Genomic DNA, 17,205 nt, shown 5'->3' with positions numbered 1-17,205 from the left:
CGCCCTCCTATAGCGGTAAGAACCAGATGACGCTGACGGTGCCTTCCCGGAATTTACCGCTGCCGCTCTGGTGGCCGGGGTAACGGGTGCCGGAGTAGTTTGCATACTGAACAGAGAATGAACCTGGCGTATAACCCGCATAGCCAAAGCTATAGCTGTAGTCGCCGTTCCAGGGCTGCTGCTGGCTGCTGTCCGGAAACCAGAACGCCGTGGCGCGTACGAAAAAATGCTGCTTAAAGGTATAACCACACCCGCCCAATACCACGTTCTTGTTTTTGCGGATATCGTTGCTGTCCAGATCGTAATAGCGCGGAACCCAGCTGTAGCCCATCTGGCAAATGATGGAGTCGCCTTTGTTGATCAGAAGCTTATTCTCTACGGGCTTCGGCAGTGAAAATTTATACGCCAGCGTCACGGCCCCCTGCTCAAAATAGGTGTGACGACGGGTTCCTGACGTCCAGAAGCGGTTATCCCCGTAATTACTGTAAACCAGGCTGACCGTGTTGGCATGCCAGTCGTCATAGCCAAAGCTGTAGCGAAAATCGGCCGTGTAGCGGCTGGTGTCCGTCACCGGTAACCTCGATGTCACGTTGGCAAACCAGTAGCTGTAGGGTGAGTATTGCAGGCTAAGATTGAGCGTCTGGTTGTATTTTCTTTTCTGATCTGCGCTGTCCGAGCTGTTCGGGATGGTCATCCACTGCTCTTTCAGGCCGGAACTAAAGCTCAGCGCGCCAGAGAAAACGTCTTCATTCCCTGAAAACAGACGTCCCCAGCGGCTGGTGAACACGCCAGCCTGCACCGGCTCACCGTTCTTGTCACGTAGCGATTCCGCATCGTCCTTCGGCGCAGCCTCAGCCCCAGTGGCAACGCACAATAGTGCGCAGGTCAGCAAAAATTTATCCCGCATCTGCCCTTCCTTAGTTAGGTATCCAGCGCGCGGCGACATTATATTTCGCCATCAGCCACAGCACGCCCAGCGTCGCCGCGTGAATGAAGGTGTTCACAGCCCAGTCATGGCGCCACAGATCGAACGTAACGAACTGGCTTACCAGGAATACGACGTAGACGTGCAAAATAAAGGTATAAAGCGAATGCTGACCCAGGGGGATAAGAAACCAGCCCGCGAAGCGATACAGGGGCAGCCAGTACCAGGTCAGCAGCAGATAGACCGTCACCATCAGGCTGATATCGTTAAGCACCCTGATGGGTCCCAGGCCATTTTTTGCCGCCCAGGTATGGTAAAAAGCGTTAAAGTCCTCGGGTGAAAGACTGTGCATGAGCAGCGCGGGCGGCATAAACGGGTTGGTATGGTTCTGGGCAATAAAGCCAAGAATCAGCGCAATCATCACCAACGCCACGAGCACTACCTTACCGGCGGGCGTGCGGGCAAAGGAGATCAACTCCTCTTTGTACCAGCCGCTGCACATTCCCAGCACAAAAATAAACTGCCAGGCCAGCAGCGGAAACGCGAATTCAAACTGAGACGGCGTAACCCGCACCGGCCACACCTGCCAGCAGCCGTAAACGAGTAACGATAGACCCAGCAGCCAGTAGACGTATCCTTTCTGAAGCATTCCCAAAAACAGGGGGCTTAACAGCAGAAGAAAAATATAGAGTCCAAGGATTTGCGTTTGATGAGGGCCAATTTGCAGGTAGAGGACAATGTTAAACCAGGTTTCTTTAATTTGCGGCGTCACCGGATACAGTGACCAGGTTGTCCCCGAGTAACGATCGGTAAAATGGGTCACCTCAAAGACGTTAATAAACGGAAGATATCCTAATAGCAAAAATGAAAGAATAATGATGATATTTACGCGATATATTTTCCACGCGCGCAGATAAAGCCCCCAGGATATAGTCAACAATACCGTTTTTTGCAATCTGACACGGTTTAACATTCCCAGCATAAATCCGGAAAGGATGACAAAACCCTCGGCACCAGTGACCAAACCAAATCTTTCCCAGGTAAATATATTAAATATCGACATCACTTCCGTGTGCGCCACCACCATCATCACTAACGCGATACCGCGCATAAAATCAATACGTAAATCACGTTTATCCGACAGGGCGTAACGCCATATTGTTGGTTTGTCAGCATCTTTTTTTATAAGCACAGGCGCAATCTGGCTCATGGGGCGTCGCGTTCTCCATGCTAAAAAAGTTTCTTGTATTTTATTTAGATAGCGTAAAGAAAAGCATCTGGCAATGTTTGGAAGATCTTCCGATATTATTAAGCGTGGTTAACAATTAATTAAGCAGATGTAAATAATCGACTATTAACACCTCTGGAATTATTTCCCCCACGTTCTACACTTACTTTACTTTTTGTTTGCGGACCTGATTTTTTCGTTTTGCGATCCCTGTCGGTAACGGGTCTGTTATTAATATCTATCGTGGAAAAAGGATATCCTTCTGTATGGATTTTTATTTTACCCGTTTTGAACATCGCCAGCCGCCTGAACCGCTTAAGACACCGCGCTGGATAATGCTAACATGGCAGGTATTGGCGGTTGCTGCGCTGATTTTAGGCGCTAATTATCTTTACTGGCGCTGGACAGCCTCCTTAAATACCGACGCGCTGTGGTATGCCATTCCTCTGGTGCTGGCTGAAACCCTGGCCTGGATCGGCACCGTGCTGTTCACCATTAACCTGTGGAAAGAAGAAGATCCGCCGCAAAATCCCCCGCCGGTTGAGATCAATGATTGCCTGCGCCCCGAAGACGCGGAAGCATCAAGACCCATAAAGGTCGATCTCTTTATCGCAACCTATTCAGAAGATGTAGAGCTGGTCAGGCTTTCTATTCGGGACGCCATGAAGATGGATTACCCCTTCCCGCTGGACTACAGGGTACATGTGCTCGATGACGGCCGACGCCCGGAGATGAAAGCCGTCTGCGATCGGGAAGGCGCCAACTACATCTCCCGCCAGACAAATATTGGCTTCAAGGCCGGTAATTTGCGAAACGGACTTGAGCAAACCGACGGTGATTTCCTGATCATTTGCGATGCCGATACCCGTGTCTTCCCCACCCTGCTCAGCCACACGCTGGGCTACTTTCGCGACCCTGACGTAGCCTGGGTTCAGACACCGCAGTGGTTCTTCGACCTGCCGGAGGGGGAAAACCTCGCACGCTGGCTTGGGCGAAAAGCAGGCAAAACGGGATACGGGCTGGGATGGCTCGCCCAGAAGTTCGTCGGGCCAGTGACCATCGGCCGCGATCCCTTTTTTAACGATCCGCGCATGTTTTATGATGTGATCCTACGCCGGCGAAACTGGGCCAACGCTGCCTTCTGCTGCGGTGCGGCCTCTGTACACAGGCGCGAAGCGGTGATGCAGGCGGCGCTGCGCAGCTACGTATGGACGGTTGAAGAAGAGATCGATCGCCACACGCGGGATATACGCGATCCTGTCATGCGCGAAACCCTGCAGGACGCCATGCGTCCCCACGTGGCCTTCGATACGGAACTCACGCCCTATAAATTTCACGTATCGGAAGATATTTATACCTCTATCCTGCTCCACGGCGATGCCGCCCGCCGCTGGCGCTCGGTAATGCACCCGCGGATCGAATCGAAAATGCTCTCTCCGCAGGATATGCTGACGTGGATGATCCAGCGCTTCAAATATGCCGCGGGTTCACTGGATATTCTGTTCCACGACAATATCTTCAGCCGTCGTCGCTTTAAGCTCTCTTTGCCGCAGACTCTGATGTACGCCACCACCTTCTGGTCCTATCTGGCCTGCGTGTGGAACACTATTTTCCTGATATCGCCCATTGTTTACCTTTTTACCGGTATACCCCCTGTATCAGCGTGGTCTGAACCCTTTTACCTGCATTTTTTGCCCTTTTTTATTGTGTCGGAGCTGGCGTTTATGTTCGGCACCTGGGGAATATCAGCCTGGGATGGCAGAGCATCATATCTCTCATTCTTCTCCATGAATCTGCGCGCGCTCGACACGGTCCTGCGCGGAGAGCAGATCAAATTCCACGTCACCCCCAAAGAGCGGCAGACGGGGCGTTTTCTTTATCTGGTAAAACCGCAGATCGCCATCGTCGTGCTCACTCTGGCCGGGCTGATTTGGGGTGGTATTCAGGTTGCACGCGGGCAGGTTGACGATCCGTCTGGCTACGTCATCAACATCTTCTGGGGTGCAGTCAACATTGCCGCCATGCTGCCGCTGATCTTCGCCGCCATGTGGACCCCGGCGGAAGAAGAAGAGGTTAGCGAATGAGAAAACGCGACGCGCTTTTGTCTGCCCGCAGCTACCTTACTATTCTGCTCGGCTTTCTGCTGGGATTCGCCATCGTCGTCTGGGTTGAAAAACAGATGCCGACACGGGTGGAGAGCAGCGCGGGGATGTCGCTGAGTAACGATTTCCCGCCCTTGCCCGCTCCGCGTGAACTGACATTCGAAGAAGCCATCTGGGCGCGGGTAGCCTGGCAGTATTATGTGAACAACACGCAGCCTAATGGTCTGGCCAACGCGCAGAATGGCGAGCCCTGGCTCAGCCTGTGGAGCACCGGCAGCTATCTGTTTGCCGCTGTAGCCGCCAGGCAACTCACCATTCTTACTCCCGGCGAATTTGATGAACGCATCGCGGCCGCACTGGCCGCTCTCGCCAGCCTTCCACTCAATCCTCAGGGACTGCCTGCCGCCTATTATCATGCCGACACGCTGGAAGCCCTGGGCAAACCGGACGCCTCGGCGATCGGCATGGGCCGTCTGCTTAACGCTCTGCAAACGCTGCTATGGCGCTATCCTCAGCACGCTGGCCCCGTGCGCAATCTGCTTGAACGCTGGAATATGGGCGCCCTGATTGCCAACAACACCACCAGCCAGGCCGCGGTCCCGCTACACCACTGGGCGCTGGCGACGGACGAGCCGCGCAACAGCTTCGGCTATCGCCTGTATGCCAGCCATACGCTTCGGCTGATCGACAGCGCGGCGGGACTGGCGGTAACGAATCCGCCGGAAGGACAGCAGATGATCGACATCGACGGAATAATGGTGCCTGACGAAGGGCTACGCACGCCGTGGGATCGGCAGCCTTCGCTTATCAGCCTTCCCTATTTATTAACGGGTCTCGAACTGGGTTTTGATGCGCAGAGCGCAGAAATCACGTGGCGCATAATGCAGATCCAGCAGCGCCGTCACGGCCTGCGGGTCCGCAAGCCACCGATAAGCACCGATTACGCTGAGCCCGCGCCGGATTACGTCAACGATCTGCCCGATCGCCAGCCGCTGCAAAATAGCGCTCTGCTTGACGCTACCCCCGAGCAAACGGCAATTACCTCTACCCGCACCGCCTTTGCCTGGTACGCCCTGTTCCGTAATGGCTGGAGCGAAGCACTGCGCCAGCAGGTGCAGAAGCTACAGGTTCCGGGTAAGGGCTGGCAGCGCGGACTTAACCTTAACAGCAGCGTGAACGAGATCGTTGACGCCGATACCAATGCGGTCGTGCTTGAGAGCCTGGCGTACATTGCTCACGGTCAGATGCTTTGTCTGGCCTGCCCTGGTCCCGCCACTTCCCTCACATCTTCAGCAGGAGCGAAGCCATGAAGCTGAAATCTATCCTCTTTTTTCCTCTTCTGGCCGGGCTTGTGGCAGGCTGGCTCTCACTCTCTGCGGCCCAGGCAGCGACCGGCCTTCCCGCCTCGGACTACCCGCCGCGTAGCGGTGAACTCACGCCTCGGGAGATGACCATTGCCAAAAACGCCTGGCAATATTTCGTTGTGAACTACCAGCCTACGACCGGCCTGGTGAACGCCGTCAATAAATTTCCCTCAACCACCATGTGGGATAGCGCCTCCTATATGGCCGCGATGACGGCCGCAAGGGAGTTGGGAATTATTGATAAAGCCGAATTCGATCGCAGAATGCTGAAATTACTCGCCACCCTGAACAAACTGGATTTGTTCCGCAACGAACTGCCCAATAAAGCCTATAACACCATCACCGCCCAGAAGGTTAACTACCAGAACAAACCTGGTGAAATTGGCTTCTCGGCACTGGACATCGGCAGGATGCTGATCTGGCTGAAGGTCATTAAGGAGCGCTATCCGGAATACGGCAACAGCATTGATAACGTGATGCTGGGATGGAATTTCACCAACGTCATCAACCCCTGCGGGATGATGTACGGAGCCTATCTGGAAAACGGCCAGCCAAAGTACGTGCAGGAGGGGCGGCTGGGCTATGAAGAGTACGGCGCCGCGGGCTTCGCGTTATGGGGCTTTGGAACCTGTCAGTCCAGCCAGCCCCAGCCCTATGAGCTGGCTGAGATCTACTGCGTAATGGTGCCCTATGACTCGCGCGATCCACGCCTCACCAACCAGCATAATTACGTCGTAACCGAATCGTATGTGCTTTACGGCCTGGAATTCGGTTTCGACAAGCCGACGGACAGAGAGAACAGTCCGCGCGACTACTCCCATCCGTGGATGAAAAACTTCGCCGACAGGGTTTACCAGGCTCAGGAGAATCGCTACGCCATCACCGGTATTTTATCCGCTCGCTCTGAACATCAACTCGATAAGTCCCCTTACTTCGTCTACGACACCGTTTTTAGCGACGGCTTCAACTGGAATACCATCACCGATAAAGGCGTGTACGTTCCCAATACGGCCGCCGTCTCTCTGAAAGCGGCGCTCGGGATGTGGGTTCTCTGGAACTCGCCTTATACCGACCGCCTGCTGGACGCCATTGAAAACGCCAACGAGACGGACAAAGGATACTATGAAGGGCTGTACGAAAACGGCGACGGCCCCATCAAAGAGTTCACCGCCAATAACAACGGCATCATGCTAGAAGCATTGCTGTTCAAAAAAGAGGGCAAGCTGTTGCAGTTCAACAGCGATAATCCCAAAGATCGCCACTTCGCCCCCTCCCTGTGGGAAAAAAAGCTGGTGGATCTCTTTGAGCCAAATAATGCCTCGCGCAACCGTCCGTTCCTGAACAGTACGCCAGCGGTGAAGACATGGTGTGAACAGACCGGAACCACCCTTCGCACCAAACCCGCTTGCCAGGCCTGTCAGTGTGCTACCTGTAATACGGACGAGCCTGTGAAACTGCCGCCGGTGACCGCACAATGCTTAAGACCTTAGCCCGCTGGCTGGCTGCCGCCGTCCTGATTCTTATTATCGCCTTCGCCCTGTTTAACCGTGAAGGCGCAGGTTGGCGCTGGCTGACCAAAGGTGGCTGGCACACCACCGCGCGCATCAGTAACCTGACCCCACAGGAGCGGGAGTGGGCACGTATCGCATGGCGCTATTTTGAGAATAACACCCAGCCTCAGACAGGGCTGGTCAACGGTAGCGATAAACAGCCGCGTGTTACGCTGTGGCAAATTGGCGATACGCTTATTGCCCTGCTGGCTGCCCGCGAGCTGGGTCTGATCCAGGCGGACGAATTCGACGCCCGGCTGACGCGCCTGCTCGGAACCCTCAACCGCCTGACGCTGACCGAAACCCGCACCCCCGGCAGGCTCTATTCCAGCCGAACGGCTTCGCCCATCGATTTCACAGGAAAACCGGCGCTGCGCGGTTGGTCGGCAAAAGATATGGCCCGTGTGATGCTGGCGCTGCGTCTCACCGCTGAGCGCGCGCCTGAGTACCGTGAATATCTGGATAAAATCATCCTGCGCTGGAACTTCTGTCCGGTGATGGATAAGGACGGGGAGCTGTGGTCTGCGTCCATGCAGAACGGGCAGCCGGTGGTGCGCGACGAGCTGCGGCTGGGTGAAAGCGAATATGCCGCCAGCGCGTTTCGGCTGTGGGGATTTCCATCGGGTAAGGCATTTTCCCCGCCTTCTCAGAACATCATTCTCTACCAGCGTAGCCTCGCCGTTGACGCGCGCGATCCAAGAACGACCTGGCAGCCGTCGCTACTCTCCACCCTCCCCGCTATGCTGCCGGGGCTGGAGTTTGGCTGGCAACCGCCCGGTGTGGCGTCCGATATTCACAAAACGCTGCGCGCACGGGCCGAAGCCGTATGGCTTAGCCAGAAAACGCGCTGGGAGCGTGAGCGCGCGCTAACCGCACGCGCCGATTTTTACCTCTCTCAGGCCCCCTGGCACATAGAGGACACCGTCTGGGGAAATGGCTATGCCTGGAATACCCTGGGCGACGACGGAAAAAGCTATCCCCGTCTGGCACAGGTGAGTACTAAGGCCGTCTTTGTGCTCTGGGCGCTGTGGGAGACAGATTACACTGACGCGTTGATGACCGTTACCCGGCACCTGAATAACCCGAAACAGGGCTGGTATGAGGGCCGCGTTGAGGCAACCGGCGACATTAACCCGACGCTCACACTCTCGACGAACGCCATGGTGCTGGAAGCACTGCTGTACAAACACAACGCCGGGCCGCTGTTTGAAAATGGCCTTGTGGAAAGCGATGGCTATTTTGCCCGCCGCACGTCGGATCCCTTCAACCCGCCCGGCCTCTGCATGCCCGGCGAACGTGCCGCGAGGCCCGCACCATGAAATTTTATCGCGATCTCTTTGACGCCAGCCTGAGCCGCGTCCTGCCGGAGAATGATAAACGGCACTTTTTTGAGGCATTCTGGGAGACTTTTATTCATATGTCCCCCGATACGGAGCAGCACTTTGCCCAGGATCAGGGCCGGGATGGCCAGCAGATGATCTTCAAGAGCTTTTTCGCCATGCTTGCCGTTGACGGTTCGCTCTTTGTGCCCGATTTTCTGGAACGCCTGGCGCGGGAGCAGAGTGATGAAGGGCTGCGCCTGCCACCACGATTTTTCGGCCTCTGGCGGGAGGCAATGCTCCGGACCGTACGCGCCTGCGATCCACTTTGCGATGAAGAGATCCTAACAGCCTGGGCGATGGCCATTGCCCCCGGGCTGGAGTATCTGCGCCGTCAGGCGGAGCTGCACTATAAGGCCAGAGGTGAGTAATCATGCGAGCCACATCCCGTTTCGATCTCAACGCGCTGCCTGTGGGGGTGATGATTTACGATCCCGCCGAGCATCTGCTGGCCTGGAATGACCAGATATCGCGCTTTTACCCGGTGATCGCCCCCTGGCTGATCGCCGGTGCCACCCTTGAGAGCCTGGCGGAGAAATTTATTGATTCGGGTTATAACATTGACCCCACCCGCCGCCGGACCCTGCGTGAAGCGCTCGTTCGCAACTGCCGTCAGTCAAGCCATCGAGAGGTGCGGCAGTCAGGAAACCGGCGGCTCTACGTGCAGCATCAGCGTCTTGCCGATGGTGGCATCCTCAGCCTGCATACCGATATTACCGAGCTTGACGACGCCCAGCGCTCGCGCCAGCAGCTGCACGATGATTTTTTACTGACCGCAGAGTCCATTCAGATCGGCATCTGGAACTGGCAGGTCTCTCACGACAGCCTGGAGGTGAACGATACGCTGCTGGCGATGGTGGGTCAGTCGCGTACGCAACTGCACTACCCGCTGCGCTTTTTACTGAACCTGGTCCATGAAGAGGATCGTGCCGTCCTGCGCAACGCGATGATCGCCTCCAGGCAGGAGCACATGCCGGTGTTTGAATGTGAGATTCGCGTGCAACACGCGACGCAGGGCTGGCGCTGGATGCTGATTTCGGGACAGGTGGTCACCCTCACTATGCAGCAGCAGGCCGAACGGGTGATCGGCACCCTACAGGACATCACCCGCCGCAAGGAGGCCGAGCTGTTAGCCATTGAAGCGGCGAAAGTGGCCCGGGAGGCCAACGAGGCGAAGAGTGCATTTCTCGCCAACATGAGCCACGAAATTCGCACCCCGATGAACGGCATTCTGGGCATGACTCAACTCTGCCTCGATACACAGCTCAACCCCGAACAGCGGGAATATCTTTCTCTGGTGATGAGTTCAGCGCAGTCACTGCTGCATATCATCAATGACATTCTCGATTTCTCACGCATTGAGTCAGGTAAGATGACCGTCGATACAGAGCCGCTGGAAATCCGCCCCTTTGTGCAGTCGCTCATCCGCCCGCATATGCCCTCCGCCAGCGAAAAAGGCATTGAACTGCTGGTGGATATCGCTCCGGGGGTACCTGAAGTGCTCATCGTTGATGGTCCCCGACTACGTCAAATTCTGACTAATCTCCTGGGCAACGCGCTGAAGTTCACCCATCACGGTGAGGTTATGCTGGCAATAGAGCCTACAGAAAGTGAAGGACACTGGCGTTTTCGCATACGCGACAGCGGCATTGGCATCCCGATGGAGAAACAAAAAGCCATTTTCGAGGCGTTCAGCCAGGCCGATAGCTCTACCACCCGCCGCTACGGCGGTACTGGCCTCGGACTGACCATTTCTGCCCGCCTGGTAAGCCTGATGGGCGGAGAGCTAACGGTTCAGAGCGAGCCGGGTGCAGGCAGCGAATTTGCTTTTACGTTGCCACTGGAAGGTCAGTTGGCTGTCCCAGCAACCGATGCTCCTGTAGCACGCTTTAACGGCGAATCGGTACTGGTTGTAGACGACAATAGTACCAACCTGCGGCTGCTGGATACCATGCTTCGCCAGATGGGTCTGACACCGACCTGTGTTAACAACGCCGGGGAAGCGTTAAGCCTGACTGCAAAAAAGGGATACTGGCCGCTGATCCTGCTGGATGCCCAGATGCCGGATATGGACGGTGTATCGCTAGCCCTTGAACTCTCTGTTATGCCGCAGGCCGAGCAAAGCCACATCATTATGCTCAGTTCCATGAGCCGCCATTTCGATGCCAATCTGCTCAAGCGTATCGGGATTGCCCACTATTTGCATAAGCCGGTTGCCCAACGTGAACTTTATCAAACCATAGCCAGCGTCCTGGCACCCACTCCACAGCTGGCATCACCCCCTTCTCTTTCTCCCTCTCCCGTCACCTCGCCTGTACAGGTGCAGAACGGGCTTCACATCCTGCTGGCCGAGGACAACCTGGTGAATCAGAAAGTCGCCAGACGCCTGCTGGAGCAGCTCGGCCACCGTTGCGAAGTGGTATCCAATGGCCGGGAGGCTCTCGAACGCTGGCGTGAACGGTCGTGGGATTTGATGCTGATCGATCTGCAAATGCCAGAAATGGACGGTGAAACGGCCATTCGCCTGCTTCGTGAAGAGACACTCACGCGGGGGCGTAGCCACCAGCCCGCCATTGCGATGACTGCCCATGCCATGCAGGGCGACCAGGCGCGTTGCCTGGCAATGGGCTTCGACGGCTATATTGCCAAGCCGGTGAGTCAGGAGGCGCTCAGGGAGGAGATAGCCCGTGTTGTCGCCGGAGAAGAAAAGGGTCTGCCGGATGAGGCTCACCTGTTAAAACAGTGCGCTGACGATCCCGATCTGGTTAATGAGCTGCTGGCGCTGTTCGGTAACGGGCTTGACGAGGCAATGGCAGCCATAGAAAGAAGTATTGTAAACGATGACCGCGAGGCCTTGCGTCGGGCTGCACATAAGCTTCGCGGTGAAGCCGTCACCCTGGGGTTCGCATGCTTTGCGGAAACTCTCCAGTTCGTCGAGAGTCAGGCAGTGGCGTTGAATCAGAGCGAGCTGAGCGTTATGCGAGGCGAGCTCATCAAGCAGGCCAGGCGCAGTATGGCATGGCTGCACCGCCGAGGGCAGGAGGTTAAAGATGATCTCTAGGCATATTATGCTGCTGGCATTCACCCCTCTGCTTGCACAGGCAAGCCAACCTATCACCTGGTCATTAGCTGGAATGTGGCGCGTACATGACGCAAATAACGCCACCTTCGACGGAGCCAATGCGCCTGATCATGACTGGCGAACGATTCGGGTTCCGGCCAACTGGTACAGTGCCGGATACGATCATCAGGGGGCCCTCTGGTATCGTCACGAATTTACCTTGCCCAAACCCGCTCCCGATATCATGACCACACTGGTGTTTGAGGGAGTGGATTATTTCACCGACGTCATACTTAATGGCAAACATCTGGCTCGCCACGAAGGGTATTTCCAGCGCTTTTCCGTAGACGTGAGTGATGCCCTGTACCGGCATAATAAGCTTGCCGTTCGGGTGGACAGTCCCTGGGAAGATCCGAAAACAATCTGGCCGCTACATAAAACGATGGTTAAAGGCGTACTTAACCAGCACGATACTCGCCCTGGCGGGGCCTGGTCAGAGGACGGCCAGGATGCCAACTCCGGGGGGATCTGGTCGCCGGTAAAGCTACACTTGAGCCGCGGAGTAACCATCGACGAGGTGATACTGCGTCCGGACTGGCGCGAAGGACTGAGCAAACCAGCGCTGCACGCCGAGATCCGCTATCGCGCGCTGTCTGCCGGTGACGTAACTCTGCGCCTGTCGGCCACACCGGACAATTTTATGGGCCCGCGTATAAAGCAGGAATTCCCTGTAAACCTTGCGAGGACTGACGGGAAGCCGCAGTCGCTTCGCGTCACGCTGCCGATGAAAGACGCCAGGCTCTGGTGGCCAGTGGGCTATGGCAGGCCAAACCTCTACAGGGTGCGCGCAACCCTGATGGATGAGCAAGGGGTGATGGATACTGCGGTTGCCCGAACCGGGTTACGCAAGATAGTGAAGCAGCCTGACAACAAGGGCTGGCTGCTCAATGACAGACGCCTGTTTATCAAGGGGAGTAACTACATCGGCTCCCCGTGGCTTAGCACCATGACGCGCAAAAAATATCGCCGCGATTTTAGGCTGGTGCAGGCGATGAACGCCAACGCGATACGCGTTCACGCACATGTGGCAGGTCGGGCACTTTACGATGTGGCTGACGAGATGGGGCTAATGATCTGGCAGGATGTCCCCCTGCAATGGGGTTACAACAACAGCGACGCCTTTGCGGACAATGCCACGCGGCAGACCCGCGAGATGGTCGAACAGTTTGGCAATTCCCCGGCCATTATCGTCTGGGGCGGTCATAACGAGCCGCCGTGGAACTCACCGTGGATGGAAAAACGCTTCCCCGACTGGAACAAAACCCTGAACCAGACGCTGACGAAACGCGTGGGAGAAGCGCTTGCGCAAGACACCTCGCGCATTGTTCATCGTTTTTCCGCGGTTGAAGAACATTACTGGGCCGGGTGGTACTTTGGCACCATGCGCGATCTCCTTGGCCCCGCCAAAACCGCGATCATTACGGAATTTGGCGCTCAGGCGCTACCGCGACTCTCAACCCTGAAAACCATCATCCCCGCCCGCCTGATATGGCCGAAAAGCACCGCCGCCGACGATCCTGGCTGGACGCACTGGAAATACCATAACTTCCAGCCTTTCCAGACCTTCAAATTTGCCAACATTCCGCGGGGCAATACCATTCAGGAGATGATTGCCAACACCCAGCGTTACCAGGCGGAGCTGGTGGCAATGGCGGCGGAGAGCTATCGTCGGCAACGCTATCAGCCGGTTACCGCCCTCTTCCACTTTATGTTTGTTGAAACCTGGCCCTCCATCAACTGGGGCGTCGTGGATTATCTGCGTAAGCCCAAACCGGGTTACTACGCGCTGCAAAAAGCCTATCAGCCCATTCTGCCGTCGATTGAACCCGTGACGGCGGTGTGGCGCAAGGGAAGCCAGGCCACGGTTCGCCTGTGGGCAATCAATGACACCTGGTCCGCCTGTGAGGCGTGTCGCCTGAAGTGGCAGGTGAAGCAAAATGGTCGGGTGTTGGCTAAAGGCGATACAACGCTTACGCTTCCCCCTGATTCGGGCAGCAAGATAAAGGACCTTACCGTCACACCGACCAGCAGGCATAACGTTACCATTGAATATGTGATTTCGGATCGCGCCGGTAAAACCGTGGGTTCCAACCAGCGCAATGAGAGGGTGGAAAGCCCTCCTGAGCCATGAATGCTGGCTACCCGACGCTGCTACTAATACCCGGCATGCCAGCCTGCATTTTCAGCCTGTTAACGAACCAGCGTCCGGCCGGGCCGGGCGGATGTTCCTCCAGGTGCACCGCCTGCATGGAAAAACCGGGCCCGACGTCGGGCTGCATCGGCACGTTCAGCGTAACCAGTTTTCCCGCTGCGAGATCTTCCTCGACCATTGGCAGCGGCATATAACCCCACCCCAGTCCGGCACGCAGGAAGGCGTGCTTCGCGCCCATATCCGCTAAATGCCATGTCTTTGACGACATGACGCCAAAGCTTCGGCCCACGGTGAGAGAGGAGCGATCGGTCAGCACCAGCTGGACGTGTTCCTGTAAAAGTGAACGAAGGATCGGACCGGACGCGGTCGCCAGCGGATGCTCAGGGGAGACAACGGCCACCGCAGGCACGCTGAGAAGGAATTCTGAGATGCATCCCGCCGGAAGATGCGGCAGCGATCCGGTTATCGCCACCCGGCAATGACCGTCCAGTAAAGGCTGGAACACCGCCCCCAACGCTTCCACATACAAACGCAGCGGGGTGTCAGGAAATGCCTGCTGAAACGCCTGCACCGCAGCGGTGAGCTGCGCTACGGGAAACATCACGTCGACGGACACCGCCAGTTCAGGCTCAAGACCTTCGGCTAAGGTGCGTGCCTTAGCCTTAAAGGCGTCCATCCCGGCAGTGGCAAGACGCGCCGCTTCCAGCATGGCGACGCCCGCCTCCGTCAGCGTCGGATAACGCCCGGAACGATCGAATAATGGAAACCCGACCTGTGCCTCAAGGTTTGCCAGCGTCGCGCTGACAACCGACTGCGCGCGCCGCAGCCTGCGACCGGCGGCGGAAAAACTCCCTTCATCAACGGCAGCAATAAAGGTGCGGAGTTGATCAACAGACATACCGTCCAGCATGTATCGCTCCAGCAGATGGATCCCATCTAATTATATAGGCTATTCAGATAGGTCAAAGATTACTACTCTCAGTGCATGTTCACTACTCTTCAATGAAGGAAATACAATATGAAAACGACTACTGTAGGTATCATCGGCGCTGGCGCTATCGGGCAAGCCTTTGCAGAACAACTGGTTAAAGCGGGCATGAACGCTATTCTGAGTAACAGCCGCGGGCCGGAAAGCCTGACTGCGGTGGTTGAGAAACTGGGCCACGGGGCTCGCGCTGGCACCGTAGAACAGGCCGCCCAGGCCGACATCGTTTTTGTCAGCACAAACTGGGACAAAACCGAGGCCGCGTTACGCGGCATCAACTGGGAGGGGCGTATCCTGATCGACGCGACCAACCCGGTCATACTGCCGGGCTTCACGCTGGCTGAACTGGGCGGAAAAAACTCAAGCCAGGTGGTGACACAGTGGGCTCCGGGTGCACGCGTCGTTAAAGCCTTCAATACTCTCCTTGCAGGGGTGCTGGCTCAGGATCCGGCGCAGGCGGGTGGCCGTCGTGTCGTCTTTATCTCCGGAGACCATCCTGACGCAAAGGCGGAAATAACAGCCTTAGCCGGTCAACTGGGCTTCGCAAGTATTGATTTAGGCAGCCTGGAGGTTGGCGGTACGCTACAACAATTCCCCGGAGGGCCTCTTCCGGCGGTGAACCTGGTGCAACTGGCATAGCTAAAGGCAACGATAAATATGACGCAGCGTACTTCCGCAGAGACCTTTGAAGAATACCTTCCCGGCAAGCTGATCAGAGAACATCGGGCGCAATCTTCCCGGGATGTATTCGTGCAAATTCTGGCGCGCAGACACGTGCAGGAAAACGTCATTATTCCGGCAGTGCCGGAGCCTTTTATCGTCTGGATCCTCTCAGGTAATGCCGTCGTTGAGGAGCGTTCCCCCGGTGAGCCGTGGTTAGCAAACCGCGTTACCGCAGGCGATTTCTTTCTCACAACGGCGGCTTCTCCTACTGAAATGCGCTGGCACGCCGGGCCAGATACGCCTTTCGTCGTTATGCATGTTTATATGGGAGTGGCTATGATGCAGGAGTATGAACTGCGGGAAGTCTCCGGCGCGCGCGACGACACGCTATCCGCCCTGCTGGAGCAGATACGTCAGGAGCTGTATCTGCAAAATCCACCCAGCGGCCCGTTTATTCAGGGCATTGCGCAGGCGCTGGCAGTACATCTGATTCGCACCTATGGCACACCTGCGAAACGACACCGCGGGGGCTTGCAGGCATTTAAGCTGCACCGGGTCTTCACGGCAATGCGTGAAGGGTTAGCCCAGCCGTTTGACCTGGCACGCCTGGCTGAACTGACCGATCTTAGCGAATACCATTTTAGCCGCGCCTTTAAACAGTCAACCGGACTTTCCCCTTCTCACTACTTTATCCGGCTACGCATGGAGGAGGCGCGTCGCATGCTATCGGAAAGCAATGATTCCATTATCAATATTGCACTGAACGTCGGATACACCAGCCCCAGCCACTTTGCTGCCGTATTCCTCAGGCATAACGGCGTGACGCCCTCCCACTATCGCAGCGATGCCGTTCGCAGCAAAAGCCCGACAGTTTGAGCAAAAGCCCGCGCGAAGCGATTGCCAGAAAGATCCATTATTGACCCGTACTTCAGACATTCTTTCTGAAGCGTTGAAATCAACTCTCAAGAGGATCAACTATGGAACTCAACGGTAAAGTCGCGCTCATCACCGGTGCTTCAAGCGGAATTGGTGCCTCCACGGCCAAAAAGTTAGCGGAACAGGGCGTCAGGGTAGGTCTCGCCGCCCGCCGTCTGGATCGTCTTCAGGCGCTGGTGTCTGAAATTGAGGCTGCTGGCGGGGAAGCCATGGCGCTGGCCTTGGATGTCACTGACCCGGCCTCAGTTAATAAAGGGGTGGAGGCACTGCACAAACGCTATGGCCATATTGATATCGCCTTTAATAACGCCGGGCTGATGCCGATTTCGGATATCGCCAGCCTCCGTGTTGACGAGTGGCATCGAATGGTAGATGTAAACGTAAAGGGCCTGTTTAACACGGTCGCGGCCGTATTGCCGATTATGCAGTCACAGCGCTCGGGTCATATCATCAATACCTCGTCGATCGCCGGGCGTAAAACGTTTCCCGGACTGGGCGTATACTGCGCGACGAAGCACGCGGTTGCCGCCTTCTCGGATATTTTGCGTATGGAGCTGGCCCCTCAGTTCAACATTCGCGTCACCTCGCTTCAGCCGGGTGCCGTTGAAAGTGAATTATTCGAGCATATCAGTGACCAAAATTATCGTGCACAGATGGAACAGCTGAAGGAGAAGATGACGTTCCTGAAAGCCGATGATATCGCCGACTCGATTCTTTACGTATTGCAGGCACCGGAACATGTGGACGTGGCAGAGCTGTTTATTATGCCGACCGAACAGCCGTGGTAAGAGGGTGAAGCG

General features: G+C 56.2%; 13 protein-coding genes. 10 read left to right on the top strand and 3 right to left on the bottom strand.

The features are described 5' to 3' along the window. Positions 1-7: 7 nt before the first annotated feature. Together ACOT0L_RS02885 and opgC are read right to left on the bottom strand one after the other, a co-directional pair. Entirely contained in the window at positions 8-907 is a 900-nt protein-coding gene (locus ACOT0L_RS02885) for a hypothetical protein (protein ID WP_046621204.1), read from the bottom strand. Between the two features lie 10 nt (positions 908-917). Further along, positions 918-2,135 (bottom strand): OpgC domain-containing protein, encoded by a 1,218-nt coding sequence (opgC, locus tag ACOT0L_RS02880; RefSeq protein ID WP_126502729.1) that lies wholly within the window; start codon positions 2,133-2,135, stop codon positions 918-920. Between the two features lie 284 nt (positions 2,136-2,419). Between opgC and ACOT0L_RS02875 the strand changes: the two genes are divergently transcribed. The 7 genes from ACOT0L_RS02875 to ACOT0L_RS02845 are packed head-to-tail and all read left to right on the top strand — an operon-like array spanning position 2,420 to position 13,800. Then, complete coding sequence (locus ACOT0L_RS02875) at positions 2,420-4,237, top strand: glycosyltransferase family 2 protein (protein WP_126502728.1); 1,818 nt, start codon at positions 2,420-2,422, stop codon at positions 4,235-4,237. Beyond that, positions 4,234-5,565, top strand: coding sequence for a DUF3131 domain-containing protein (locus ACOT0L_RS02870; protein ID WP_126502727.1), 1,332 nt, complete (start codon positions 4,234-4,236; stop codon positions 5,563-5,565). Before ACOT0L_RS02875 ends, ACOT0L_RS02870 begins: the two co-directional genes overlap by 4 nt. Further along, on the top strand, positions 5,562-7,109 hold the full coding sequence (locus ACOT0L_RS02865; protein WP_046621211.1) for a DUF3131 domain-containing protein: 1,548 nt from the start codon (positions 5,562-5,564) through the stop codon (positions 7,107-7,109). The genes ACOT0L_RS02870 and ACOT0L_RS02865 overlap by 4 nt, the downstream gene beginning before the upstream one ends. Further along, on the top strand, positions 7,094-8,488 hold the full coding sequence (locus tag ACOT0L_RS02860) for a DUF3131 domain-containing protein (RefSeq protein WP_126502726.1): 1,395 nt from the start codon (positions 7,094-7,096) through the stop codon (positions 8,486-8,488). The genes ACOT0L_RS02865 and ACOT0L_RS02860 overlap by 16 nt, the downstream gene beginning before the upstream one ends. Next, positions 8,485-8,919: a globin gene (locus ACOT0L_RS02855; RefSeq protein WP_046621214.1), complete on the top strand. Its 435-nt coding sequence runs from the start codon at positions 8,485-8,487 to the stop codon at positions 8,917-8,919. The genes ACOT0L_RS02860 and ACOT0L_RS02855 overlap by 4 nt, the downstream gene beginning before the upstream one ends. 2 nt (positions 8,920-8,921) lie before the next feature. Continuing rightward, complete coding sequence (locus ACOT0L_RS02850) at positions 8,922-11,609, top strand: response regulator (RefSeq protein WP_126502725.1); 2,688 nt, start codon at positions 8,922-8,924, stop codon at positions 11,607-11,609. Continuing rightward, a complete protein-coding gene (locus ACOT0L_RS02845) occupies positions 11,599-13,800 on the top strand; it encodes a glycoside hydrolase family 2 protein (RefSeq protein WP_126502724.1) in 2,202 nt (733 codons plus the stop codon). The genes ACOT0L_RS02850 and ACOT0L_RS02845 overlap by 11 nt, the downstream gene beginning before the upstream one ends. A gap of 7 nt (positions 13,801-13,807) precedes the next feature. On the opposite strand, the gene ACOT0L_RS02840 is transcribed toward ACOT0L_RS02845, so the two are convergent. Next, positions 13,808-14,731, bottom strand: coding sequence for a LysR family transcriptional regulator (locus ACOT0L_RS02840; RefSeq protein WP_126502723.1), 924 nt, complete (start codon positions 14,729-14,731; stop codon positions 13,808-13,810). Between the two features lie 108 nt (positions 14,732-14,839). On the opposite strand from ACOT0L_RS02840, the gene ACOT0L_RS02835 reads away from it, so the two are divergent. The 3 genes from ACOT0L_RS02835 to ACOT0L_RS02825 all read left to right on the top strand — a co-directional run bounded on the left by ACOT0L_RS02835 (position 14,840) and on the right by ACOT0L_RS02825 (position 17,193). Further along, positions 14,840-15,445: an NADPH-dependent F420 reductase gene (locus tag ACOT0L_RS02835; RefSeq protein ID WP_045308437.1), complete on the top strand. Its 606-nt coding sequence runs from the start codon at positions 14,840-14,842 to the stop codon at positions 15,443-15,445. Positions 15,446-15,463: 18 nt separating this feature from the next. After that, positions 15,464-16,345 (top strand): helix-turn-helix domain-containing protein, encoded by an 882-nt coding sequence (locus tag ACOT0L_RS02830; protein WP_050595080.1) that lies wholly within the window; start codon positions 15,464-15,466, stop codon positions 16,343-16,345. A 101-nt stretch (positions 16,346-16,446) separates the two neighbouring features. Then, a complete protein-coding gene (locus ACOT0L_RS02825) occupies positions 16,447-17,193 on the top strand; it encodes an SDR family oxidoreductase (RefSeq protein WP_126502722.1) in 747 nt (248 codons plus the stop codon). Positions 17,194-17,205: the final 12 nt, after the last annotated feature.

Source organism: Enterobacter cloacae complex sp. XAL002, from assembly GCF_049236805.1.
GTDB classification, from domain to species: Bacteria; Pseudomonadota; Gammaproteobacteria; order Enterobacterales; family Enterobacteriaceae; genus Enterobacter; species Enterobacter intestinihominis.
This window is presented reverse-complemented; position numbering and strand designations above follow the sequence as displayed.

What these genes read in the sequence shown, in the direction of transcription:
- ACOT0L_RS02885 (WP_046621204.1), bottom strand. Translation starts at nt 907, where the DNA reads ATGCGGGATAAATTTTTGCTGACCTGCGCACTATTGTGCGTTGCCACT.
- opgC (WP_126502729.1), bottom strand. Translation starts at nt 2,135, where the DNA reads ATGAGCCAGATTGCGCCTGTGCTTATAAAAAAAGATGCTGACAAACCA.
- ACOT0L_RS02875 (WP_126502728.1), top strand. Translation starts at nt 2,420, where the DNA reads ATGGATTTTTATTTTACCCGTTTTGAACATCGCCAGCCGCCTGAACCG.
- ACOT0L_RS02870 (WP_126502727.1), top strand. Translation starts at nt 4,234, where the DNA reads ATGAGAAAACGCGACGCGCTTTTGTCTGCCCGCAGCTACCTTACTATT.
- ACOT0L_RS02865 (WP_046621211.1), top strand. Translation starts at nt 5,562, where the DNA reads ATGAAGCTGAAATCTATCCTCTTTTTTCCTCTTCTGGCCGGGCTTGTG.
- ACOT0L_RS02860 (WP_126502726.1), top strand. Translation starts at nt 7,094, where the DNA reads ATGCTTAAGACCTTAGCCCGCTGGCTGGCTGCCGCCGTCCTGATTCTT.
- ACOT0L_RS02855 (WP_046621214.1), top strand. Translation starts at nt 8,485, where the DNA reads ATGAAATTTTATCGCGATCTCTTTGACGCCAGCCTGAGCCGCGTCCTG.
- ACOT0L_RS02850 (WP_126502725.1), top strand. Translation starts at nt 8,922, where the DNA reads ATGCGAGCCACATCCCGTTTCGATCTCAACGCGCTGCCTGTGGGGGTG.
- ACOT0L_RS02845 (WP_126502724.1), top strand. Translation starts at nt 11,599, where the DNA reads ATGATCTCTAGGCATATTATGCTGCTGGCATTCACCCCTCTGCTTGCA.
- ACOT0L_RS02840 (WP_126502723.1), bottom strand. Translation starts at nt 14,731, where the DNA reads ATGCTGGACGGTATGTCTGTTGATCAACTCCGCACCTTTATTGCTGCC.
- ACOT0L_RS02835 (WP_045308437.1), top strand. Translation starts at nt 14,840, where the DNA reads ATGAAAACGACTACTGTAGGTATCATCGGCGCTGGCGCTATCGGGCAA.
- ACOT0L_RS02830 (WP_050595080.1), top strand. Translation starts at nt 15,464, where the DNA reads ATGACGCAGCGTACTTCCGCAGAGACCTTTGAAGAATACCTTCCCGGC.
- ACOT0L_RS02825 (WP_126502722.1), top strand. Translation starts at nt 16,447, where the DNA reads ATGGAACTCAACGGTAAAGTCGCGCTCATCACCGGTGCTTCAAGCGGA.